We start from the raw sequence: 22708 nt of genomic DNA on the forward strand, positions 1-22708 counted from the left end.
CCAAACGTTAGGCGGATATGGTTATTAATGGAGCTGGCCAGCGTCGTAATTGTCGATATCGATCTCGAACAAAAAATTGATATCAACCGTTCTCCCATCTGCACATTGTCTTTGCGCGGATTGACCGGTTCGAATCGGTCACGTATTTGTGGCAGCGGGACGGAGCGTGTTGGCTGGGCTGCCCTCCTGTCGCGATAGGAGGAAGACGGCTTCGCATCGCCTGAGCCTGCTTCGGTAGCAGCAACCCGAGGGGGCTGTTCGACCGCGGAGGTGGCAACTCCGCCGCCGCAGTTACGTGGATCGCGTACTGCTCCATTGTGTGTTGCACGACTTTGACTGCCGGTTGTCGACCTCTGCTCCTTGCGACGAAATCGGGCCGGCCTTCGCGTACCGGCATTAGCTGAAGTTGTGCCTTGGCGAGTCATCGTTACGGAGTGAGGGGTGACGTGGTTTCGGGTCAATGTCCGACTCGTTCAACGGGTTTGTGTCATCGCAACCGACTTAGCGCTACCGGCCAGCACGAGTGCACGCAGTGCCGGAACATCGGCCAGCGTGCCGGAAGGCTGATTGTAAGCAGCGATTATAGCGAAGTCATTAGTTCGGTACCCTGTCCCCGGCCGAGACGGGCTCCCGTCGAGAATGGACCGCTATGCCATTCAGATCGTTGGGTGCTTTTGAGTCGCACCTGAGATTGAGGCGGTGTTGTGTTCCGTCAAGCTGTCCGTTGACTTGTTTGTTGGGCGGGACTTTCCCGCTCCGGGGGGCAGTGTGCGCTCAATTTTCGATTTGCTTGCTCTTGTTTTCAAAAGCGGCCCTCGAACGAGTGCCCGAAATTCGGCAACAGTCCACGATGAAGATCGTGCTTTTTCGGAGTAAGGGCTGATGTTTATATTAAGCCGCTTAAAATCGTTTGTATTTAACAAAACAAAAACGTAAGTTCGTCGACTCGTTACTACTCGCTCGGTGGTTATCACATAGTCTCTCACGCCGAGACATTTGATCGGAAGGTGTCGCTTTTTGACTAAAACCGTGTATTTCCCGTCGCCAGTTGGTCATTTCAAAGACAAGGGCAGGTATCATGTCGGCTTTGAACATTAGCGGTGTTCTGGGGCGGGGCTTGCGCTCGTATGAATTAGATCGCCCCGGCTACGCCGATCGACGAACGAGGGAAAGAAGTGGATCACGATGTTGCGGTCATCTTGCCGTGCTACAACGAGGCGAGCACCATCGCTCAGGTCGTCGCGGACTTTCGGCAGTATCTTCCGAACGCCCGGATATACGTTTTCGATAACAACTCAACGGACGGAACGTCGGAAGTTGCGCGTGCGGCAGGTGCCCAGGTACGTCGCGTTGCGCTTCAGGGTAAGGGTAACGTGATCCGTCGCATGTTCGGTGATGTGGATGCCGACGTCTATGTGATGGTCGACGGCGACAATACCTATGACGCCAGCGTTGCGCCTCAGTTAATCGAGACCCTCGTCAACGATGGCCTTGATATGGTGGTGGGTTGCCGCGTGTCGGATGAAGCTGCGGCCTACCGGACGGGCCACCGTCTCGGCAACGTCATGCTTACCGGCTTCGCCGCGTCAATCTTTGGCCGTACGTTTCGCGACATGTTGTCCGGCTATCGCATCTTTTCGCGCCGGTACGTGAAATCGTTCCCCGCCCACGCGCTGGGTTTCGAGACCGAAACTGAACTGGCCGTGCACGCTCTGGAGTTGCGCATGCCGGTGGCGGAAGTGGACACGTACTATGGGAGCAGGCCGGAAGGCTCGGTCAGCAAGCTCAACACCTACCGGGACGGCTTCAGGATTCTGATGACGATTCTCAAGCTGTTTAAGCTTGAGCGTCCTCTGGCGTTCTTTTCCATCTGTTTTGCTGCAAGTCTGCTGCTCTCGATCATCCTCGCCATCCCCCTCTTCGAGACTTACCTGGAGACAGGGCTTGTGCCGCGCATGCCCACCGCGATCCTGTGCGCCGCGCTGGTGTTGCTCGGTTTTCTGTTCCTCGTTTGTGGACTGGTACTCGATACGGTGACGAAAGGCAGACTTGAAGCGAAACGTTTTGCTTATCTGGCGGTGCCAGGACCGTCCTCCACGTCGCGCCAATGATGATCTCGCCGTGCTTTCGCCCCGGTGTCGTTGGGGCGATTGTGCATCGAGACAGCGGGCGAGCTATATGCTGGCGACATCCTGAGGCGGACTCACCATTCAATACCAGATGCAAGCATCGAATCGAGCGAAGGCGTCAACCGTAGCGATTGTGGCAAGTGTGCTGTTTGGCGCACTCGTTGCCTACACCCTCATCGGTCTGGTGCGTTACTCGATGGTCGCGCCTCCAAGCTTCGACGGGGCGATGAATCTCAACACGGCCGCGTCTTTCGCCCGTGGGGAAGGTTACGGATTCTTTTACGACCAGTTCTTTACGTTTCCAGCGCAAACGGATGGGCCATACATCTTGCCCGCGGCGTTCGCATTCTGGGTAGGTGGCATTACGCCGTTCACCAGCCAGGTTGTCAATCTTTTCTACGTGGTCGCGCTGATTTGCGTGGTGGTTGCTCTGGCCTGTCGCGTCGGCGTACCGCTGTGGCTTTCCCTGTTTGGCACGATGGCATGCATGGCGACTCCGGGTTTCATCGAATACTCGATGAACGGATACGGAGAGATCCCGGTACTCGTCTGGTTCCTCGCCGCGATCTTCGTGTTGGCGCCGGGCAAAGTGCGTGGCATTCCTGATCATCGCAGACTGTCTGTCGCCGGCCTGTTGTTCGGCATGGCCTACCTGACGAAGGTCGTAGCGCTGGTTTGTGTTGCCCCTGCGATGTTGGTTCTCGCATGCCTGATTTTGACGCAGCCGCACAGATGGCGTCGCTTGATTGCTCTTGGGGTCGGATTTGCCGCGCCGGTCGTGGCTTGGGAGATATTCCGGTTCGTCGAAGTGGGAACTGCGCATACCTACGCTAGCTGGTGGCGGTTGCAATTCCAGCAGATTCGGATGCAATCGGGAGCAAAGCACAGCGATGTTGTCCAAGGCTTTCGGAGCAAGGGCTTGCACCATTTGTCAATTCTTGCAGACATGACGGGCGTGGCTGCGCCGATGCTAGCCATATTCATCATTGTGCCCCTTGTGCTCGGCTCGATCTTTGCCGTCGACCGTAGGACGTCTGCGCATGTCCGCCTGGTTCTCGCGGTGCTCCTGTTCGTCACTGGGCTGTACTTTTTCTGGTGGATCTTCATCAGCCCGGACGCGATGACCTGGTTGCGTCGAATCGTCGATGGCTTGCTGCTGTTGCATTGTCTCATCGTGGTGGTGCTTGTTCAGACGTGGCGCCGTCCGGTTGGGGGCCCCGACCGTTCCGTGTCGGATCGCCGGGGTGTGCGTGCGGTCATGCTGCTTGCGCTCGTACCGGTGGTGATTTGCCAACTGCTCCTGATTCGAAGCGGGGAAACCGTCACTCGTCCACCGCAACCTCCGAGCTACGCCTTGGACATGTTCAGTGTGGCGAACAAGGTGCGCACATTGCCGCGCGATGCGACCATCTTTGGTACTGGCTGGTGGCAGGCGCCGAGCATTTCACTGTTTTCCCAGCGTCAATTCATGAACTTCGAGCACTGGTCGCCCGAAAGACTCAATGCGGTCCGGGACAAGTACTTCGTGACAGACATGTACACCGAAGGGATTAGCCAATCGTCGATCCACAACGTTCTGGACGAGTCACAGTACAGCACGCTCCTGAAGCTGAACGGAGGCGCTTTGTACAAGCTGGATTCCATCCAGCCTTATCCTCCATTCACGCCGCAAGACAGCGATCCAGCAAACTTGTCCAGCGGACTTGACTTTGCCCGTGAGGACTACTCGCATAGACGGGGCATATTCCAGCGAGAGAGTGACCGTGACGCGTGGGTGGGTGTCGACGCGGCGGTGATGCTCAAGCGCTCGAACGAGAACGCCCTTAGGATGACAATCGAGGTGCCGGATGAATTCATTCAGGGAATTGCTCGGAAGCAACCAATCCTCCACGTGACTAGTCCCGGGTGCCTGGACCAGACGCTGCCGCTTGTTAAGGAAGGTGTGCAGACCATAATGCTGCCGTTGACCTGCGAAAGCTGGCCGGTTGCGAGAGCCTTCCAGCTCAATCTGGCCGCAAATGACCACGTTCCTTTCAAGCCGCAGATCGACGCCGACAATCGCCTGAGGTCGTTCAGGCTGCACTCCATGGAACTGATCCGGACGCCAGCCCAGCCCTGAACGAAAGCCCCACGCCCAGAGCCTCCTCAATATTTACGGCGCGTTTCCTGCCGTAACAAAAGGAAAGGCAAGTTGCCGAAGCACCCCAATATGAGCAAAATTGGGGTTCCGTCGCGGGCCAAACATACATAAGTGTCGCTAAGACGACGCTCACTTTCGCACATGACAGCTACAAACGCGCCCCGTCCTGAGAGCGATAACTTGTCCGTGTCCGTCGTCGTCTACCGGCCGGACCTGGCGCTTCTCACTCGCACGTTGTCGAGTCTGGAGGCCGCATGCAATGCGTTGCGCGTCAACAATCCTGCTTTTACGGTCACCCTTTACCTGGTCGACAACGGTGAACTGCCGGACATCTCCGCAGAACTGCGTGCGTTGCACGATCGTGGCATTCCCTCCGTTGTGATCAGCGGCCACGGTAACGTCGGGTATGGGCGCGGCCATAACCTGGCAATCGAACGGTCTGCGAGCCGTTACCACCTCGTCCTGAATCCGGATATCGATCTCGACGGCGACGCTTTGGTAAACGCCCTCGATTTCTTCGCCAAACATCCTGAGGCAGGTCTATTGACGCCGTGGATTGGCGACGACGAACGGCGTTTGCAGTACCTGTGCCGCCGCTATCCGACCCTGCTCGATCTATTTGTCAGAGGATTTCTGCCGGCCAGTATCGCGCGTCTGTTCGCGAGACGACTCTCGCGCTACGAAATGCGCGATGTCATCAATGACCGCGACATAGTCTGGGACCCGCCTATTGTGAGCGGCTGCTTCATGCTGTTCCGCACGGAATTGCTGAAAGGGCTCGCCGGCTTCGATCCGCGTTACTTCCTCTATTTCGAAGACTACGACCTGAGCATGCGCACGCACGAGCACGCACGTGTGGTCTACACGCCGGATGTGCGGGTGCTCCACCACGGCGGCGGCGCCGCGCGCAAAGGGTCGACGCACATCCAGATGTTCGTCGCGTCTGCGTTCAAGTTTTTCAACCGGTTTGGCTGGAAGTGGCTATGAGTCATGTTCTCGTCACCGGCGCCAACGGTTTTGTCGGACGCGCCCTGTGCGGCGCGCTGCTACAGGGCGGTCATACGGTGACCGGCTTGGTGCGTCAGCCGGGCGGCTGCCTGACGGGTACGCAGGAGTGGGTGCACACGGGGCAGAATTTTGCGGCGCTCGCCGAGGCTTGGCCTGACGCACTTCAGGCTGACTGCGTCGTGCACCTCGCGGCGCGTGTTCACGTCATGCAGGACGTGGCTTCGGATCCGCTTGCCGAATTCCGGGCGACGAATGTCGACGGGACCTTGCGGGTCGCGCAGGCCGCTCGCGCAAAAGGCGTACGGCGCATGGTCTTCGTCAGCAGCATCAAGGCGGCAGCGGAGGCCGATGCCGGGCGCCCACTGCGCGAGGACGCCCCGTCGTTGCCGCAAGACCCCTATGGCCAGTCGAAATACGAGGCCGAGCAGGCCCTGGTGCAATATGGCAAGGAGTCCGGGCTCGAGATTGTGATCGTCCGGCCGCCGCTCGTGTACGGTCCCGACGTGCGCGCCAATTTTCTGCACCTGATGACGGCCATCTCCAAAGGCTTGCCCTTGCCGCTCGGCGCCATTCGCGCGAAGCGCAGTCTTGTCTACGTCGAGAATCTGGCTGATGCGCTGGTGCACTGCGTGACCGACCGGCAGGCGGCGGGCCAGCGTTTTCACGTCGCGGATGGCGAGGATCTGACCGTTGCCGAGCTGGCTCGCTCCTTGGCCAAACACTTGCATGCACCGGCTCGTCTGGTGCCCGTGCCGGTGAGCTGGTTGCGCGTGGCGGGCCGGTTGACCGGTCGTTCTGCCCAGGTCGATCGTTTAATCGGCAGTTTGCAGGTCGATACGAGCCACATTCGCACGGCGCTCGGCTGGCAGCCTCCCTTTTCAACCGATCAGGGGCTCGCCGCAACCGCCCGCTGGTATCGAGCGGCGCACTGAGGTCGTCCATGGTCACGCAAGCTCTTACGACGACGCTCTGGGCGGATACCGCACTGGCTGCCTTGATGGCCGCGTGTGCCTGCGCGCTGATTCTGCTGGTTTTGCTGAGAACCGGGCTGGCATGGCGTCTTGCCACCGATATCCCAAACGATCGTTCGCTCCATGTCCGGCCCACGCCGCGAGTAGGGGGGTGGGGCATCGCGCCGGTCTCGGTGGTGGGCATTCTGCTGGCTGCCCCGAGCCTGTGGTGTGCGGCTGTGGCGGCGGCGTTCCTCGCCGCGGTGTCGCAGATCGACGACCGTCGCGGACTTCCAGCTCGCGTCAGATTCGCGGCCCATCTGATCGCAGCCGTCGGCTTCGTGGTTCTCTATCCGGCGCCGGTGCCCTGGTTTATGCTCGCCGCCTTGTCATTTTTGATGATCTGGCTGGTCAATCTTTACAACTTCATGGACGGCGCGGACGGTTTGGCCGGCGGTATGGCGCTATTCGGCTTCGGCGGTTATGCCGTGGCAGCGCTGACAGGGGGCCATCCACTGCCCGAACTGGCTCTCGCGTGCGCTTTGGTCGCGGGGGCGGCGCTGGGCTTTCTGTTGTTTAATTTCCACCCAGCGCGGATTTTCCTCGGCGATGCCGGCTCGATCTCGTTAGGCTTTCTCGCCGGCGCTTTGGGCTACTGGGGCTGGCTCCGCGGCGCCTGGCCTATCTGGTTTCCGGTTATGGTGTTCGCGCCGTTTATCACCGATGCGTCAATCACCCTGGCGCGGCGCCTGTTGCGCGGCGAGAAATTTTGGCAAGCTCACCGGGAGCACTACTATCAGCGTATGGTGCGTTCAGGAATGGGGCACGCCAGAACCGCCAGTACCTGGTATGTAGTGATGGTGGCGGGCATAATGCTTGCAGTCTATACGCTTGGCCGCCCTCCGGCTGTTCAATGGTGCGTCGTCGCTGCGTGGATCGCCGTTCTCTGTCTGTTGGGCCTTGCGGTGGATCTGCGTTGGCGTCGTTTTCAATCAACACTGTCTGAACAATCCTCTGAGGTATGACGCTGATGTTCAAAAATAAAGCCTCACTACTGTCCCTCAGTGCTTTCCTGTTCGATCTGTTTGCGGTCACGGCGGCATGGCTGACCGCTTACATCATTCGCTTCAACGGCTCGGTCCCGTTTGATTTCATGAACGGCGCATTTCGTTCGCTGTTCTGGGTGCTGCCCGTCTATGGCGTGATGTTCCGCATCTTTGGTTTGTACCGCGGCATGTGGGTGTTCGCGAGCCTGCCGGACCTCATGCGCATCTCGAAGTCGGTTATCGCCGGCGCGCTGGTCGCGATGGTGGTTTCGGTGATGGTGCAACCCGTTCCGATCGTGCCGCGTTCCGTGCTGGTGGTCTCGCCACTGCTGCTGTTCCTTGTCATGGGCGGCTCCCGCGCACTCTACCGCGCGACCAAGGAGTTCTATCTGTATGGCGGTCTCGTAGGCCAGGGCAAGCCCGTTGTCGTGCTTGGCGCGGGCTCCGCAGGCGCGAGCCTCGCCCGCGAACTGTCGCGCTCGAGCGAGTGGCGTCTGGTTGGCCTGCTGGATGATGATGTGGCCAAGCATGGCCGCGAAATCTACGGCTACAAGGTGCTTGGCTCGATCAGCGAGCTGCCGAAACTGGCAGAGTCGCTCAAGACCGAATACGCCATCATCGCGATCCCTTCTGCTTCCGTGGAAGCGCAGCGCCGCGTGGCGACGCTTTGCGTGCGCGCTGGAGTTCGCGCCATGGTGTTGCCGGCCTTGACCACGTTGACGCAAGGTGAGGCGTTCCTGTCGCGGGTCCGGCAGATCGACCTCGAAGACCTGTTGGGACGCGATCCGGTCAAGATCGATACGCCGCACGTCGAAGCCCTGCTGCGCAATCGGGTGGTGATGGTGACGGGAGCGGGCGGTTCGATCGGCTCGGAACTGTGCCGTCAGATCCTCCGCTTTGAGCCGGCGCAACTGGTCGCGTTCGATCTGTCCGAGTATGCGATGTACAAGCTCACGGAAGAGTTGCACGATCGCTTCCCGGGCTTGCCGGTGGTGCCGGTGATCGGCGACGCCAAGGATTCGCTGCTGCTCGACGAGGTGCTGTCGCGCCATGCGCCGCACATTCTGTTTCACGCCGCGGCCTACAAGCATGTGCCGCTGATGGAAGAGCAGAACGCGTGGCAGGCGGTCCGCAACAACGTGCTGGGTACTTACCGCGTGGCGCGCGCCGCGATACGTCACGACGTGAAGCACTTCGTCCTGATCTCGACGGACAAGGCCGTCAACCCGACCAACGTGATGGGTGCGAGCAAGCGCCTCGCTGAGATGGCGTGTCAGGCCTTGCAGCAAACCAGCAAGCGCACCCACTTCGAGACGGTGCGCTTCGGCAACGTGCTGGGCAGCGCAGGCAGCGTGATTCCGAAGTTCCAGCAGCAGATCGCCAAGGGCGGTCCGGTCACGGTGACGCATCCGGAGATCACGCGCTTCTTCATGACGATTCCCGAGGCCTCGCAACTGGTGTTGCAGGCGTCGAGCATGGGACGCGGCGGCGAGATCTTTATTCTCGATATGGGCGAGCCGGTGAAGATCGTCGACTTGGCCCGCGACCTGATCCGTCTGTATGGGTTCAGCGAGGAGCACATTAGGATCGTGTTCACGGGGCTGCGACCGGGTGAGAAGCTTTACGAGGAATTGCTCGCCGACGACGAAACAACCACACGTACGCCGCATCCGAAACTGCGGATCGCGCAGGCTCGTGGCGTACCGGATAACCTGCTGGATGAGTTGCTGCCCTGGTTGATGCAACACCGAGTGTTGCCCGACCAGGACGTGCGTCGCGATCTGCGTCGCTGGGTGCCTGAATATCAGCCGACGCTATCAGCGCCTCTGCAGAGCGTGCCATCGGTGACCAGCGTTCGCGCGTCGTAGTGATGCTTCGGGCGCGTCGGCGCCTAAGGTGAGTAGCGAACCTTTCACTGCAGCATGGAAGAACAACAAAGGCACAACAAAGGCGCCTGTTGAACTGCACCCCAAAAGTTGGACGCCGATCCAACCTGGGTGTGTTATTGATGACGAACAGTGAGCGGCGGCACGCCACGAGACCCAGAATCCTCTCCCTCAACAGCTGGATGGCGTGATGCAGCTGTGGGGTCGACACCGCCAGCCGATCAGGATGCTCGTTCTGACAATTCGCGGTGCCGGGCGCACATTGGACTTTCCGCACCCCAGCCAGATCGGTATCGGTGGAGAATTTTTCGTGCGATGCGCGTAGCGCACGATCAACAATGTGACCGGCAGTGAGACGAGAAACACGAGCGCGAAACTAAGCTTGAGGGCGCGCCTGAGCGAAGACGCCGAATCATACAAATGAAATAAGCGGGCCTCGAAAAACCGGCCGGGACGGACTAAGGTTTCAATCAGCGGCCAGTTAGCTAGCGCATCGCCGGTATCTGCAGCAATGCACTCGCCGCGCCACTGAAAAGAATTGCCATTTAGTCATGCTGTTGGATTCCCGTTTAGCCGAGCGCCCCCATGTTGGCGATCTCGTCGTGTCTTTCATTCTGGTTTCGATTGCAGGCAACGTCCTAGCCGATGGCTATTCGCGCCCTGTTGTGATGACTGGTGTCACGCAAATGGCCGACACGGCTGAGCTGCACTTCGATCCCGCTCCAAAGGACAGCGGCACGCTGGTTATTCTGGGCGATCACACGAAAACGTCAAAGCAAAGCTATTCTTTTGTCTACAGCGTGCTGGCGGCGCAGCACAGTGGGGTTGACCCGGCGGTCAACCTCGATTTCAGCGGCAAGCAAAAGTTGACCATCTTATGCGATCCACGATCGGATAACTGTATTTCAACCGGCTATGTGACCTTCGGGTCTGCGACCTTTTCGATGCTGTGGAAAGTCACGCTGCGTATTTCGGCGAAGCCGAACAGAGATTTCGGTTGATGTCGAACAGGGTTTTCGCTGGAAGATGAACACGCGTTTCGGTTGAAGTCGAACAAAGACGCTGGTGTTCCGAAACGGTTGTTCGATTTGCCGAAACACCTGTTCGGATTCCCGGAATGAGTGTTCGGCAAACCGAAACGGATCGTCGGCTTCATCATGGCGGTGCTGCGTATGGACCAATCTGCCAGCATTAAGGTAGCTCCCTTTGGGAGTATCCGTCAGCGCATCCCGTCTTGAACGCGCGTAAGCGCGGTGCGAAGGTGATGCCATCGTAACGACGGAGCAAGGCAATGGACGACGCAACGGGCGAGGCCGTACCGACGGGCGCACGGCGCCCCCGGCAAGGCGAAGCATTCTGGCGCGAGATGGTCATGGCATGGACCACAAGCGGACTGGGCCGTCGACGTTTCTGTCGTGAGCAGGGGCTCGCCGTCAGTACCTTCGGCCTGTGGCGCAAGAAGCTCTCTGGCGAGGCACGAGCAGGCGCGCACCCGCTCGCGGTCACACCAGACGCTGCATTTATCGTTTCCCATCCGGACACCGCACCAGCCACTCCTGCGCCACCGTCGACGGCGGACGCTTTGTCATCTTCGCGTGATCGGGTGATGTTGTCGCTCGCCGGTGTTCGCATCGAGCTGACCGGTGCTCATGCCGAGCGCATCGTGCGTTTCGTGCTCGGACAGCTCGGAGGTAGCCGGTGCTGATCGCAGCCGATGTTCGGTATGCGGTCCGTCAACGACGTCCTTGAGCGAAATTCGTAACACTCTGATGCTACGTGTCCACGTGGACAGCTGGCATCAGAGTGTATGAGTGAGAAACGAGATTTGCTTAGCCGGTTGGTGATCGGCCGGAAACGAGATGGTCGTCGTGAATACGACGATGCTGCTCGCGATGAACTTGTGCAGCTTTGTCTGCAGCCTGGCGTCTCCGTCGCGAGGACTGCAATGGAGCACGAACTCAATCCGAACCTGCTGCGCAGCTGGATCGCGCGGTATCAGAAGAGCCAGGCCCAGGTAGAGCGCGAGAAGGTCGCCCAAGCGCCGATGGTCGCCGATGGCGTCCCGATCGACCTCTCGGGTACACCGTCGGCATTCGTGCCGGTCGTGTCGACTGCAGATCCGCCGGTGGCACTGCCACCAACATCGTCGGCTTCAGTTCCTTCGATGACCCTCTCGTTGCGCGTGCGTCTTTCGAACGGCGTCGAATTCGATGTTGGTGAGGCTAGCATCGACGAACTGATCACGGTGATCCACACGCTCGGGAGGATGCCGTGTTCCGGTTCGACAAAGATCTGAAGGTGTACCTGCACCGCGATCCCATCGATTTCCGGGCCGGCATCAACAGCCTGTCGATACTTGTCGAGCAGGCGATGCGTTTGAATCCAATGTCGTCAGCGCTCTACGTGTTCGGCAACCGGCGTTGCGACAAGATCAAGATTCTCGGCTGGAGTGGCAATGGCTTCTGGCTCCTGATGAAAAGACTCGAAGCGAAGGACCATTTCGTCTGGCCTGATAGCAAGACGCAGATCGTAACGCTGTCCGTGGAGCAGTTGCATTGGCTTATCGAGGGCATCAACATCACGGCGGTCCAGCGACATCCCAAACGCAACTATGCCCGGGTAAGCTGAACATGTCATCAGCAGACTGGTCTAAGCGGTATGCCGATCAACGTGACGATCACTGCTGAAGAGCTGAAGCAGTTGCTCGACGAGCGCAACGCCGCTCGTGAACTCCGGGACGAGCGCGAAGCTTTACGTGGCGAATTGCGCCTTGTGACCGCACAACGCGATCTCGCCGAAGAGCGGCTACGAGCTTATCGGCGTGAACTTTTCGGCGCGAAGAGCGAAGCGCGCGCCTCTGAGCAGCCCGGTCTGTTCAATGAAGCCGAAGCGCTCGGCACGAACACCACGCCCGCGCAGGAAGATACTCCGGAAACGAAGGTCGCTGAACACACACGCAAAAAGCGTGGTCACCGCAAACCGCTCGATCCCAATCTGCCCCGCGAGGTCCGTCGTCACGAACTTCCCGAAGCAGAACGTTTCTGCGCTCACGACGGTCATGCTCTTGTTGAGATCGGTGTCGAGACCAGCGAGCAGCTCGACGTGATCCCGGAACAGGTTCGTGTGGTCCAGCACCAGCGCGTTAAATACGCGTGCCCGTGCTGCGATCTCGGCATCAAGGTGACGCCGGCGCCGCCGCGGATCATTCCGCGCGGGCTGTTTACCGAATCGGCCCTTGCGTGGATAGCGGCCGGCAAATATCAGTTCGGCATGCCGATTTACCGTCAGTCGGGCTTGCTGCGCCGCTTCGGCGGCGACATCTCGTCGAACACGGTCGCCGCGAGCATGGTCCGGGTTGGTGTGGCTGCACAGCCCGTGATCAACCTGATGCGCGACGCGCTACTTGATGCAGAGGTGATCTACTGCGACGAGACAACGTTCCAGGTCCTGAAAGAGAAAGGACGTCGCCCACAAACGAAGAGTTACCTGTGGGCGCAGATGACCGGTTCGGGTATCCCGATACGATGCTTCACTTATACACCCGGACGTGGCGGTAAGCTGGCCGACAAACTGTTCGCCGGCATCCGCGAGGGTGCAGTCCTGATGACCGACGGGTATGAACCGTACAACGGCATCGCGGAGCGCTACCAGCTCGTCCACCTTGGATGCCTGGCTCACGCGAGACGGTACTTCGTCAAGGCAGAGGACAACGTTCCCAAGGCTGCGCGCACGCCGGATCTGCTTGCGACCCGCTTCATCAAATTATTCGGCAAACTGTTCGCCGCCGAAGCGCGCAGCGAGACGTGGACCGTCGGGCGACGGCAGCGGTTGCGACGCCGATACAGCGCACACGTGCTCGACGCGATCAAGAAGCTGATGCTCGAACAGCTGCCTGCCGTCCTGCCCAATAGCCTGCTTGGCAAGGCGCTGAACTACCTGCGCGGGCAATGGCCGAAGCTCGTTCGCTACGTCGAGAATGGCAGTTGGCCAATATCAAACAATGCCTGCGAAAATTCGATCCGCCCCTTCTGCCTTGGACGCCGCAGCTGGTTATTTGCTGACACCGTTGACGGTGCCCGTGCAAGCGCGAATCTCTATACCCTGGTCGAATCTGCGAAGGCGAATCAGATCGACCCGTATCGATACCTTACCTGGCTATTTACGAAGCTGGCGCTGGCAAAAACCGTCGACGACTACGACGCGCTTCTCCCCTGGAAGATGCCTGCCGAACTCCGCTGATCCCTGTCACTAACAAATATGACGCGTTCCTCGACGTCACTCTGAGGGGCGTCGTCAATGGACCGCATACGATGTTCGTGCGTATATCTGCCGTGAGCCGGTCGACATGCGCAAATCCATCGACGGCCTGTCGTATCTGGTCGAACCACTGCTTGCCCAGAACCCTGTCTCCGGCAATCTGTTCGTGTTCGTCGGGCGCGACCGCTCGAAAGTCAAATGCCTTTACTGGGATCGCACCGGCTTCGCGCTCTGGTACAACTAGCTGGATTCATACTGCAACTCCTATTCGCGGATCAGAGGGTTTTAGATGCTACGCTCGCTTGCGCCGCTTTCGCACGGTTAGTGAGTCGATCCCATCGGCTGCTGTGCTTTATTGGCGGGTTGGAATCCGGGACTTCATAGAGAAACGCGTAATCGTTATAGGCGTGTCGTTTGACGAGGCCGTATTCGACCCACCTTGTGAGCGTGACGACGTGAATTCCAAGGCGGGTCGCAGCTTCCTCCTTCGTCAACATGCCTCGTTCCCGCAATCTATCGCGGCAGGATCGAAGTCCATTTCGCTGTGCGATGTATGAGACGCGCAGTGCGTCGAACCGAATGTTGCTCTTACCTGGACGGACACAACCGCCGGGGCGGATACCCCGATCATTAAGGATCTGTGCAATCTGAGAGCACGTATGGTCATCGAGAAGCTTGTCGATGAGCTCCAGGACCTCTGGCTGGGTTTTGACCTGTTGTGCAGATGTTTTGGGATTCTGCGCCGTGAGCGTTTCAGTCTTGCCGGCCTTGAAGCGAACGTGAATCTTTGTTGTCCCTTCGTCTGGAAGTTTGACCAGTGTGACGTCCTCGACGACGTAGGCTAGCAGCCGCTTTCGCTCTCGATTCGCCAGCGATGGATCACGCCAAAGTGTTTTGAAGTCCGCTGTCATTGCAATGAGCCGGTCGCGGATCGCATCGTCGAGTACGAGACGCTCCTGCTGCTGGCTACGCTCCCTTTGTTCTCTCGCGTCGGCCAGTATGCGCAGCTTGTCGTTCCATTCTTGCTCGAGGGTGTCGGCGACCAGTCGGTTACTCGGGTCGACCAGCATGTAGCGCCGTTGCGCAAGATCCGCATCGAACTGGGCGCGTTCGATGGCGCGCAGGCGTAATCGGTCGGCTTCATCGTGACGCGCTTCGATTTCCCTGCGTATCTCCCATGCCAACTCAACGGCAGCCGGAGTCATCGACGCGACGATCAATGCGCCAACTGCCTCATCAATCGGTGCTCCCGCAATTGACTGGCAGCAAGGTTCTCCACGAGCGCCTTGTGCTCGATCGCAAACATACCAGGCTTCCTGTCGCCCCCGCCGCGTAGCGTACCGGAGTCGAAGGTGCCGACCACAGCGTCCGCAGACGGCGCGTCCCTGCAGTAGAGCAGCTCCCTCGCGAGGTGGCGACGATCGCGCAACTTTGTACCCGCGACCATTCATCTCCAGAACAGCAAGGTTCTGCTGAAACTGCTCCCAGGTAATGTATCCAGGATGGGCGTCCGGAATGCAAGCAAGCCAGTCATTGCGATCACGCTTTCTCGGCACTTTCCGCCCGTCCGCAAGCCGGCGATAATGCCGCCGGCCGTAGGCGTAAGCACCTGCGTAGCGCGGATTGTTCAACATCCGAAGTGCCGTCGACGCGGTGAGGTGCTGGAAGACTAAGAACTTCGCATTGCGCATGCGGGACGGGAACAGGAGGCCTTCCTTCTTGAAGACCTTGACCGTCTGGCTGGCAGAGCCGACTCGCAAGAATGTCTCGAAGAAGTAAGTGATGGTCTCTCTGACCTGGGAATCTGGGTCAAGCACTACGTTACCAAGGTCGTCATATACGAAGCCGGTCGGTAGCAGGCACCGATACTCGCCTCGATTCACCTTGTTCAGAATGCCGCCTCGTAGGCGCGCTTTGAGAACATGGAGCTCAGCTTCACTCATTGTTCCCTTGAGCCCAAGCAGGAGCCGGTCATTGAAGCTAGCTGGATCGTATATCCCGTCTTCGTCGAGAATCAGCGTATCAGCGAGCGCGCAGATTTCCAGGAGCCGATGCCAGTCAGCATTGTTTCGGGCCAGGCGTGACACCTCCAGGCCCATGACGATGCCTGCGCGGCCCATGCCCACGTCAGTGACCAATCGTTGAAACCCCTCCCGCCAGGACGCCGATGCTCCAGACTCCCCTTGGTCGCTATCGATAGTGACGATCTGCTCGTCACGCCAGCCGAGCGCCGTCGCGCGTCCACGCAGGGCATATTGTCGCTTTGTGCTCTCTACGTTCTCGAGGACTTGCCGCATCGACGACTGCCGGACGTAGAGGTAAGCGCTCCGTTCGAGGTGGTGAGGCTGAACTTTAAGGGACGCGTTCACGGTGTTCTCCGCTCATTGACCGTCACAGCCATGCCTGCGAGTACGTAGATAAAGCCTTGGCGCTCGATGGGCTGAGCGTTCGACGATGACCGAGTAACATTTGGTTCGGTGGGCGGTGCACGCCCCGGAACCGTCATGCGTGCCCACGCCCACATCCCTCGCGCAAGGAAGACGCTGAGTCCGCGCCGGGCTTCTACAGGCAAGGCCTGGCCAAGAGCGGCGGAACGCATCACCTCGTATTGCGCGGTGATCGGCGCCGACACGGCCGACGGCCAAGCACAGCATCCCGCTATTCCACCGTTTTTTTTACACCGAACGCTCGCTCGATCGTTCTCGGGTGTACATCCAGACCAAATTCTTTGCGAACTAGCTTTGCCAGTTCGCGCGCCCGAAGTGGTTCTCCGGGCGTGTGTTGTAACTTGAGGAACGCCAACACCTCGCCCTGGATCTTGTGCGGACCGTGCGGCCCTCGCTTCCTCGGAACCAGCCCTGCGATTCCTCCTTGCTCGAAGTCCGCCCGCGCCTGATAGAAGGTTGGCCGCGAAACACCATATTCGTCGGAGATCTGCGTTATGGAGGCCTTCTCAACAGAAACGCGACGCAACATCTCGTACTTGACCTGCACAGCGTCATGGGGATCGAAGAATCCACCCTCTTGGAACTTGGCATCGAGAACGTTCGACGGCGTTGGATTCAGCGTACCGTCCTCCGCGAGGACATCCGTCTTCGAGCGCTTGCGTTCATTGGGCGGCACATTCACTCCAAATGGTTGTATCTCACTGTAATTAAATTATGCCGCGAAACAGGCTTTGTCAAGCTCTAGGACGTTCAGTTTTTGGCATTTAATAAGCCGATCTATGCCCATGTCGTAAGACGTATCCTTGAATTTGGCGGCGTTAATTATCTTACATGTGCGGCAAAAATCCCTTTACGGTCAAGTACCGCTCCCGGCACGCCTGTACGAAAGGCGTCTCACGAGTAGCGCAAGCTCCATCAAGTCGTTGACCGTGAACAACGCGCGCTCTCGTCCGATAGAGATCTCGGGATCAGGCACGCTCATATCGGTCCACTTCGGAGGAACGGAGCAATAACTCTTGTCGTCGATGCGCAGCAGGAGACGTCGGCCAGACCGGTTATAGCGCTCACCGACACAAAGAAGTTGCTGTCCGCTGAACGGGTGGAACGGGTGAGTGATGCGGACAAGATGTTCTGTGGCAGCCCCAGAGCCTGCATTTCGAGGTATGTTACAAGCGCCTTGAACGGGGACGCTTTCCATCACCGTTAGCGCTCGCGCAACGCGGCTTCACGCTCGCCGAACTCAACGCCTGGCTCGAAGGTATTGAGATCCCGGCACGCGAGCCACATCGCGCCGTCGCGGTGACGCGCGTGAGCTGAACTCGCTGTCGCCTGCGCAGATACAACGCTCCCCCGATCTTGTAAACGTAGCGCGAGTTGGGCATCATGATAGCCATGCCGCCCACCGCCATCACTGTCGCGGAATTGCCGGTCGAGCCCGACGCGCTGCAAGCCTTCGCGCTCGAACAGAACCGGCTGGCATGCGTGCTGTGGGAGCAACTGGAAGCGCTGCAGCACCAGATTGCCCAGGCGAACCGTGCGCGCTTCGGCGTCAGTTCCGAGCGGCTGGCGGGTCAGGCGGAACTGTTCGACGCCGCGACAGAGTTGCCCGTTCCTCCTGAGCCGGCGCAGGTTCCGGTCGCGGGCCACACCCGCAAGGGCCGTCCGGTGCTGCCGAAGGACCTGCCGCGCGAGCGCGTTGAATACGATCTGAAGGACGAACAGAAAGCCGCATTCGATTCGCTCGAGCGTATCGGCGAGGAGCGCAGCGAGACGCTGCACTACGAGCCGTCGAGGCTCACGGTCATTGAACATATCCGCTTCAAGTACGTGGCGAAGAAGGATGACGAGTCGACCATCGTGACCGCAAGTGCCCAGCCTTCGCCGCTGCCAAAGAGCAATGCGAGCGCGAGCCTGCTGGCTAACATCCTGGTCAACACCTACGTCGATCACCTGCCTTTGAACCGGCAGGAGATGCGCTATGCACGACGTGGTGTGCACCTGCCCCGGGCAACGCTGTGCGAATGGAAGCTGGCGGCAGCCGAACTGCTCGAAGTGCTGCTGCCACCGCTACGGGCTCACCAGTTGCAGGCACCCCGCATGCACGTCGACGACACGACGCTGCCATTACTCGAGAAGGGTCGCACGGCGACGCGCACGGCACGATTATGGGGATACCTGGGCGCGGGCCAGCGCGAGGAGAACGGCGTCTGGGTTGACCACCCGCCAGCGGTCGTGTTCGAGTTCGCCGAATCGCGCTCCGGTTCGCATCCGCTGCGGTACCTGCAGAAGTACAAAGGTTATCTGCAGGCGGACGCGTACAGTGGACATGGCGCACTCTACGAAACCGGAGACATAGTCGAGGTCGGATGTTGGGCCCATTGCCGTCGACGCTTCTTCGAAATCGCGAAGGCGCAGAGCAAACCGGGACTTGCGGCGCAGGCGCTGCAGTGGATTGCCAGCCTGTATGCGATCGAGTCGCGGATCCGGGACCAAACACCTGATCTCAAATATGCGGCGCGGCAAATCGATGCGCTGCCGGTGCTCGCACAGTTCCGGCATTGGCTGGAAGGCAACGTCATCGGTTTGCCGGCTCAGGCGCCGCTCGCGAAAGCCTTCGGCTATGCGTTACGCCATTGGCCGGCGCTCGTTCGTTACACCGAGAGCGGTATCCTGCTGCCTGATAACAATGCTCTCGAGCGTCAAATTCGCCCTATCGCCCTGGGGAGAGCCAATTGGACATTCGCGGGCTCGCCGCGTGGCGCAAGGGCCGCCGCCACGATGTACTCGCTACTCGGCACGGCTCGGCTGAACGCCTTCGAGCCCTATGCATGGCTCAAGGACACACTTCAGAAGTTGCCGTCGTATCCTGTCAATCGCGTGCACGAACTGTTGCCGCTCGCCCGTTAAACGCCTAGACATTCATGGACATTCTCGACTCGCTTCGGCAGGCGCCCAGCGCCGAGTTGTATCGCCTCTATCTCGCCATCGGCAAAATGCTGGACGACCCGCGACGTATTCTCGAAGTACGTCAACGCTTGCACCTGGGAATGGAGGTCAGTTATATCGGGGGCGATCCGCTCGCACCACCTTCGCACGGAACGGTGGTGGAGCTGCGGCAAACCCAGGCGGTGATTCAGGACAACCAGAGCCGTCAGCGTTGGTCGGTGCTCTACGCGGCGGTTATCCCTGACACTGCGAGCGGCCCAACCCACGCGCCTGCGTCGCCGCCACCGCGAGCTCAGCGCGAGGAATTCTTCATCGGCGACACCGTCGGCTTCACCGACAAACATCTGAGCGAGCGGGTCGGTATCATCGTCCGCCTCAACGCAAAAACCGCGTCCATCGCTGTTAATGATTCGGAAGGTCAATGGCGGGTCTCTTACGCTCTGTTGCGGAAGATCGTCGACATCTAACCGCGCGACACCGTCAACATGGGTTCCGCTGACGGATACGTTGCAACTGCTCTGGGAGGAATACGTTGAGTCCCATCCCGGCGGGCGCACGTACCGCTACACGCAGTTCTGCCAGCGCTACAAGGACTGGGCGCAAACGCTCAAGCGTTCAATGCGTCAGCAGCACCGCGCCGGCGAGAAGTTGTTCGCCGACTTTGCCGGACAGACCATGCCGGTCCTCGCTCGCGACGGCGGGGTTGCCTTCCAGGCCCATATCTTTGTTGCTGTACTCGGCGCATCGAATTACACATATGCCTGTGCGACACGCTCGGAGACGACGCCGGACTGGATCGGCGGGCTGATCGACGCGATGGAATTCTGTGGCGGCGTTCCCGAACTGCTCGTCCCGGACAACCCCCGCGCGCTAATCGCGAAGCCCGACCGGTACGAGCCTGGTCTCGGTCGAACCACGCAGGACTTCGTGAACCACTACGCCACCGCGATGCTCCCGGCGCGGCCGCGCAAGCCACAGGACAAGGCCAAGGTCGAAGTCGGCGTACAGATCGTCGAGCGCTGGATTCTCGCCCGGCTGCGCAATCACCGCTTCTTCAGTCTTGCCGAGCTGAACAGAGCGATCGGCAAGCTCATCACCGACCTGAACCAGCGCCTGAATATTCCACGCCAAAGTAAACAGGGATTCCACGGGAAAAAGAACACGAATTCCACGGCAAAGTTAATGCCGATTCCACGGCAAAAAGAACAGGGTTTCCACGCCATCGCGAACAGGATTTCGGGGTGGCGGCGACGCGGGTCAACGGTGGCACGATCGACGGTTTTGTCGGGAGTGCCGAATGGCAAATGTCAGGTTGACCATGCGCAAAATCAGGGAAGTGCTGCGGCTGCATTTCGAGTGTGACCGCAACCAGAGGGAGATCGCCGACGCGGTCGGTGCCTCGACAACGACGGTGTGGCATTACCTGCGCCGCACGCGGCTGGCAGGGCTGAGCTGGCCGCTGCCACCGGAACTGCTGACGGACGACGCGGCGCTCGAGGCGAGACTGTATCCGCCGCCGGCACGGCGCGAGCCAACGCGCGGCATGCCGGACTGGCCGACTGTGCATCGCGAGATCGGCAGGAAAGGCGTCACGCTCGATCTGCTGTGGCAGGAATACAAGGCGCAGCATCCGGACGGCTGCGGCTACAGCTGGTTCTGCAAGGCTTTACCAGGAATGGGCGCAGCGGCTTCCGGTCACGATGCGGCAAACGCACGTGCCGGGCCAGAAGCTGTTTGTCGACTACTCGGGCAAGAAGCTGGGCATCATCAACCCGAGCACCGGTGAAATCCGCGAAGCCGAGCTGTTCGTCGCTGCGCTCGGCGTGTCCGGGCTTACGTTTGCGGAGCTCACCTGGACCCAGCAGCTTCCAGACTGGATTGGCTCGCACGTGCGCGCCTTCGCGTTCTATGACGGCGTGGTCGAGATCCTGGTCCCCGACAACCTGAAGTCGGGCGTGCACAAGCCCGGCTTCTACGATCCGGACATCAACCCGACCTATCAGGAGATGGCTTCGCATTACTCCGTGGCGGTCATTCCAGCCCGGAGTAAAAAACCCCGGGATAAGCCGAAAGCAGAGTTATCGGTTCTCCTGGTGCAGAGATGGGTCCTCGCCCGCCTGCGGAATCAGCGCTTCTTCAGCCTGGACGACGCGAACCGGGCGGTCGCCACGTTGCTGACCGATCTGAACAACCGGCCCTTCAAGAAATTGCCCGGCTCCCGCCGGAGCGTGTTTGACGAGATCGATCGTCCGGCACTCAGGCCGTTGCCCGAGCGGCCCTATCAGTACGCTGAGTGGAAGGTCGCGCGTATTGGCCCGGACTATCACGTTGAACTTGATCAGCACTATTACTCGGTGCCGTACCGCTACGTGCGCGAACAGGTCGACGTGCGCCACACGGCCAACACCGTCGAAATCTTCCATCGTGGCCAACGCATTGCTGCCCACGGCAAAAGCGCTCGCCGTCGCTACCACACCACGATCGACGCGCACATGCCGCCCGAGCATCTCGCGGTCGCGAAAGGCTGGGATCCGCAACGGCTGCGCGACTGGGCCGCCGACATCGGCCCGCATACAGCGGCCGTCATACAGCATCTGCTGGGTGCCCGCAAGCATCCGCAGCAATCCTATCGAACCTGCCTGGGCGTGCTGCGCATGGGCAAGGACTACGGGCGTGACCGGCTCGAAGCCGCCTGCCGCCGCGCCATCGATCTGAAAGCGCCGAACTACAAGTTCATTGCCTCGACGCTGAAGAACGGCCTGGACCGGGAGCCCGAAGCGGCTACCGCCCAGGCTGACCTGCCGCTCATGCACGCCAACGTGCGCGGGCCGTCTTACTATCATTGAAAGGGAGTCGTTATGCTGCAACATCCCACTGTCGACAAACTGCACGCGCTGCGCCTGCCCGGCATGGCCGCGGCGCTTGCCGAGCAACAGACCCAGGACGGCATTGACCGGCTGGGCTTTGAAGAACGTCTGGGGCTGCTGGTCGAGCGCGAAGCCAGCGAGCGTGACTCGCGACAAACGGCGGCCCGGCTGCGCCGGGCCAGACTGAAGGTCCCCGACGCGTCACCTGAGGACATCGACTATCGCACCGCCCGCGGGCTGGATCGGGCACTTACCGCCCGACTGCTGACCGGTGAGTGGCTTCGGGAGCGGCAGAACCTGATCCTGGTCGGCCCAACCGGACTCGGCAAGAGCTGGTTGGGTTGTGCCTTCGCCATTCAGGCGTGCCGCCAGGGATTCTCCGCCTGCTATCTGCGCGTGCCAAAACTGAACGACGAACTCGCGATCGCGCACGGCAGCGGCCGCTACGCGCGGTGGCTTGCACAACTGGCCAAGACGGATCTCGTAATTCTCGACGATCTGGCGATGGCGCCGCTGACCGATTCGCGCGACGTGACCTGCTGGAGGTGCTTGATGACCGGCACGGACACCGATCCACGCTGGCCACAAGCCAGATTTTACGGGTTCGACTCCGTAAAATCTGTAATGCGATGAACAACATTATGCGGAGTTCGTCCGTACGAACCCCGCATAATGTTGTTCATCGCATTACAGTTGCCGCTCGAACACTGGCATGCATGGCTACAGGATCCGACGCTCGCTGACGCCATTCTCGATCGCCTCGTGCATCAGGCCCACAAGCTTCCGCTAAAGGGCGACTCGATGCGCCGAAAGAATAAGCCCGATGACGGCGTAGCCTGATCCCGAACACTCACGCTACAATCCATGCACCTCGCAGCACCGCCCTCCAGCTTGTTCGACTTCACCGAAACGAGCGTTCGCCTTCCCCGAAATCCGCAGTCACGCAGCGATAATAGCCGTCTCTCCGTAGTGGTGTGGCCGAGCAGGCCGCTTGCACGAAGCGACGCAATCGGTCGAGCATGTGACCGGCAT

At 59.9% G+C, this 22708-nt stretch carries 17 protein-coding genes and 4 pseudogenes; 17 read left to right on the forward strand and 4 right to left on the reverse strand.

Going from position 1 to position 22708, the window contains the following annotated elements; all coding sequences use genetic code 11:
• Positions 1 to 1175: 1175 nt before the first annotated feature.
• The 6 genes from AYM40_RS03225 (at position 1176) to AYM40_RS03250 (ending at position 9141) form a co-directional block, all read left to right on the forward strand.
• Positions 1176 to 2111 carry a glycosyltransferase family 2 protein gene (locus tag AYM40_RS03225; RefSeq protein ID WP_063494957.1) on the forward strand — a complete coding sequence of 312 codons (936 nt, stop codon included), beginning with the start codon at positions 1176 to 1178 and terminating at the stop codon, positions 2109 to 2111.
• Between the two features lie 109 nt (positions 2112 to 2220).
• Positions 2221 to 4248 (forward strand): ArnT family glycosyltransferase, encoded by a 2028-nt coding sequence (locus AYM40_RS03230; RefSeq protein WP_063494958.1) that lies wholly within the window; start codon positions 2221 to 2223, stop codon positions 4246 to 4248.
• A gap of 162 nt (positions 4249 to 4410) precedes the next feature.
• Positions 4411 to 5256, forward strand: coding sequence for a glycosyltransferase family 2 protein (locus tag AYM40_RS03235; protein ID WP_063494959.1), 846 nt, complete (start codon positions 4411 to 4413; stop codon positions 5254 to 5256).
• The gene (locus AYM40_RS03240) at positions 5253 to 6209 is read left to right on the forward strand and encodes a UDP-glucose 4-epimerase family protein (RefSeq protein ID WP_063494960.1); all 957 of its coding nucleotides are present in this window, start codon (positions 5253 to 5255) and stop codon (positions 6207 to 6209) included. The genes AYM40_RS03235 and AYM40_RS03240 overlap by 4 nt, the downstream gene beginning before the upstream one ends.
• 8 nt (positions 6210 to 6217) lie before the next feature.
• Positions 6218 to 7252 carry an MraY family glycosyltransferase gene (locus tag AYM40_RS03245; protein ID WP_063494961.1) on the forward strand — a complete coding sequence of 345 codons (1035 nt, stop codon included), beginning with the start codon at positions 6218 to 6220 and terminating at the stop codon, positions 7250 to 7252.
• On the forward strand, positions 7249 to 9141 hold the full coding sequence (locus AYM40_RS03250; protein WP_420488458.1) for a polysaccharide biosynthesis protein: 1893 nt from the start codon (positions 7249 to 7251) through the stop codon (positions 9139 to 9141). Before AYM40_RS03245 ends, AYM40_RS03250 begins: the two co-directional genes overlap by 4 nt.
• A gap of 145 nt (positions 9142 to 9286) precedes the next feature.
• Here the strand turns inward: AYM40_RS03250 and AYM40_RS42190 are convergent.
• Positions 9287 to 9579 (reverse strand): annotated as a pseudogene (locus AYM40_RS42190) (hypothetical protein); the annotation flags it as partial.
• 131 nt (positions 9580 to 9710) lie between these two features.
• On the opposite strand from AYM40_RS42190, the gene AYM40_RS03255 reads away from it, so the two are divergent.
• From AYM40_RS03255 to tnpB (AYM40_RS37925), 6 genes are all read left to right on the forward strand, one after another.
• A complete protein-coding gene (locus AYM40_RS03255) occupies positions 9711 to 10160 on the forward strand; it encodes a hypothetical protein (protein ID WP_063494962.1) in 450 nt (149 codons plus the stop codon).
• A 290-nt stretch (positions 10161 to 10450) separates the two neighbouring features.
• Positions 10451 to 10864 carry an IS66 family insertion sequence element accessory protein TnpA gene (tnpA, locus tag AYM40_RS41210; protein WP_063494963.1) on the forward strand — a complete coding sequence of 138 codons (414 nt, stop codon included), beginning with the start codon at positions 10451 to 10453 and terminating at the stop codon, positions 10862 to 10864.
• A gap of 102 nt (positions 10865 to 10966) precedes the next feature.
• Complete coding sequence (locus AYM40_RS03265) at positions 10967 to 11455, forward strand: transposase (protein ID WP_063494964.1); 489 nt, start codon at positions 10967 to 10969, stop codon at positions 11453 to 11455.
• A complete protein-coding gene (tnpB, locus tag AYM40_RS03270; RefSeq protein ID WP_063494965.1) occupies positions 11431 to 11787 on the forward strand; it encodes an IS66 family insertion sequence element accessory protein TnpB in 357 nt (118 codons plus the stop codon). Before AYM40_RS03265 ends, tnpB (AYM40_RS03270) begins: the two co-directional genes overlap by 25 nt.
• 30 nt (positions 11788 to 11817) lie before the next feature.
• Complete coding sequence (gene tnpC / locus AYM40_RS03275) at positions 11818 to 13398, forward strand: IS66 family transposase (protein ID WP_063494966.1); 1581 nt, start codon at positions 11818 to 11820, stop codon at positions 13396 to 13398.
• A 106-nt stretch (positions 13399 to 13504) separates the two neighbouring features.
• Positions 13505 to 13660, forward strand: coding sequence for an IS66 family insertion sequence element accessory protein TnpB (gene tnpB, locus AYM40_RS37925; protein WP_148662090.1), 156 nt, complete (start codon positions 13505 to 13507; stop codon positions 13658 to 13660).
• Positions 13661 to 13691: 31 nt separating this feature from the next.
• Here the strand turns inward: tnpB (AYM40_RS37925) and AYM40_RS03280 are convergent, their stop codons facing one another.
• From AYM40_RS03280 to AYM40_RS43575, 3 genes are all read right to left on the reverse strand, one after another.
• Positions 13692 to 15785 carry a recombinase family protein gene (locus tag AYM40_RS03280; protein ID WP_063494967.1) on the reverse strand — a complete coding sequence of 698 codons (2094 nt, stop codon included), beginning with the start codon at positions 15783 to 15785 and terminating at the stop codon, positions 13692 to 13694.
• 289 nt (positions 15786 to 16074) lie between these two features.
• Positions 16075 to 16539, reverse strand: coding sequence for a helix-turn-helix domain-containing protein (locus AYM40_RS03285; protein WP_063494968.1), 465 nt, complete (start codon positions 16537 to 16539; stop codon positions 16075 to 16077).
• A 180-nt stretch (positions 16540 to 16719) separates the two neighbouring features.
• Entirely contained in the window at positions 16720 to 17061 is a 342-nt protein-coding gene (locus tag AYM40_RS43575; protein WP_158515232.1) for a DUF5372 family protein, read from the reverse strand.
• A gap of 185 nt (positions 17062 to 17246) precedes the next feature.
• Here AYM40_RS43575 and tnpC (AYM40_RS03290) point away from each other — a divergent pair, with 185 nt between their 5' ends.
• The 5 genes and pseudogenes from tnpC (AYM40_RS03290) (at position 17247) to AYM40_RS03310 (ending at position 22516) form a co-directional block, all read left to right on the forward strand.
• On the forward strand, positions 17247 to 18770 hold the full coding sequence (gene tnpC / locus AYM40_RS03290; protein ID WP_082854926.1) for an IS66 family transposase: 1524 nt from the start codon (positions 17247 to 17249) through the stop codon (positions 18768 to 18770).
• 14 nt (positions 18771 to 18784) lie between these two features.
• Positions 18785 to 19276 (forward strand): hypothetical protein, encoded by a 492-nt coding sequence (locus AYM40_RS03295; RefSeq protein WP_063494969.1) that lies wholly within the window; start codon positions 18785 to 18787, stop codon positions 19274 to 19276.
• 37 nt (positions 19277 to 19313) lie between these two features.
• Positions 19314 to 19922: pseudogene (gene istA / locus AYM40_RS03300) on the forward strand (IS21 family transposase); the annotation flags it as partial.
• A gap of 184 nt (positions 19923 to 20106) precedes the next feature.
• Positions 20107 to 21655 (forward strand): annotated as a pseudogene (istA, locus tag AYM40_RS03305) (IS21 family transposase).
• A 12-nt stretch (positions 21656 to 21667) separates the two neighbouring features.
• Positions 21668 to 22516: pseudogene (locus AYM40_RS03310) on the forward strand (ATP-binding protein).
• Positions 22517 to 22708 lie beyond the last annotated feature (192 nt).

It is taken from the genome of Paraburkholderia phytofirmans OLGA172, assembly GCF_001634365.1.
Lineage (GTDB): Bacteria > Pseudomonadota > Gammaproteobacteria > Burkholderiales > Burkholderiaceae > Paraburkholderia.